Origin of the sequence: Streptomyces sp. SM1 (assembly GCF_002910825.1) — a bacterium.
Classification (GTDB): Bacteria; Actinomycetota; Actinomycetes; order Streptomycetales; family Streptomycetaceae; genus Streptomyces; species Streptomyces okerensis.
On record NZ_NEUB01000529.1, the window covers coordinates 1 to 1,168 of the forward strand.

The following is a 1,168-nucleotide window of genomic DNA, read 5'->3' on the forward strand; positions in this document are numbered from 1 at the left end:
ACGAGCAGGGTGCGGCGCGCCTCGTCCGACAGCATCTCCAGCCGGCTCAGCACCAGGGCGCGCAGCGACGTCGGCACCGGCAGCGGCTCGCCCGGACGGGGCCGGGCGGGGCTCTCCGCGAGGGCGCGGCCCAGCTCCAGCGCGAACAGCGGATTGCCGGCGCTGGTGCGGTGGATGTCGCGGACCGTGGAGCGGGACAGACCCGTGTAGCCGCGGTGGTCCAGCAGCGCGGACACCTGGGTGCGGGAGAACGGGCCCAGCCGCACCGCGACGGTGTCCGCCGGGCAGGCGCGCAGATGACGGTCGTACTCCTCGCCGTCCGTACGCACCGCGCACAGCATCCGCACCGGGCTGTCGCCGAGCCGCCGGGCGGCGAATCCGAGCAGCTCGGCGCTGGCCGGGTCCAGCCACTGCAGGTCGTCGGCGACGACCAGGACCGGCCCCTCGGCGGCCAGCGCGCGCAGCGTGGACAGCACGGCGAGCCGCAGCGCGAGCCCGTCCCGCTGGAGCGTGGACTCGCCGCGCCCGGTGAGCGCCGACTCCAGGGCGGTGCGCTGGGCGGCGGGCAGCCGGGGGGCCACCTCGTCGAGGACCAGACCGAACAGATCGGCCAGCGCCAGGAACGGAAGATGCGATTCGGACTCCGTGGCCGAGCAGCGCAACACCGTCCGCGCCGCCCCGGCGTTTTCCGCCGCGAGTGCCCGCAGCACGGTGGACTTTCCTATTCCGGCGGGGCCGTGGAGCAGCACGCTGCCCCCTCGGGCGAGCTGCTCCCGCGCGTCGGAGATCAGCCCCTCTCTGCCGATGACCAGGTCGGGGCGGTACCTGGCAGACTCCTGGAAGTCCCGTCGCACGGTCACCGCTCCCCTCCGTGTGGCGTGTCCTGGCCAATATTAGGCAACAGGCTCCTTAATTCCGGTCGGACGGTGTAGTGAGCCAAATTACAGCGAGCGCGGCAACCGTAAATCCAAAGTTGTACCGGTGGTAATGCCGGTTCCGGTTAATCGTCGCAAACCTACGGCAACCACCCCGCCCGGCGGGCCGCGACCACCGCCTCGCCCCGGGTCCGTACCCCCAGTTTCCGCAGCGCGGAGCGCAGATACGCCTTGACCGTCTCGGCCGTCACCCCCAGCCTCCCCCACTGCCTGAAGGGCGTGGGGGGGACCCC

The 1,168-nt window shown here is 72.5% G+C and carries 2 protein-coding genes; both read right to left on the reverse strand.

Going from position 1 to position 1,168, the window contains the following annotated elements; genetic code table 11:
- The coding region (locus B9S61_RS12860; protein WP_181007354.1) for an AAA family ATPase at nt 1–860 on the reverse strand (860 nt) is incomplete at its 3' end.
- A 155-nt stretch (nt 861–1,015) separates the two neighbouring features.
- A partial coding sequence (locus tag B9S61_RS40175; protein WP_146064817.1) for a response regulator transcription factor occupies nt 1,016–1,168 on the reverse strand: 153 nt, incomplete at its 5' end.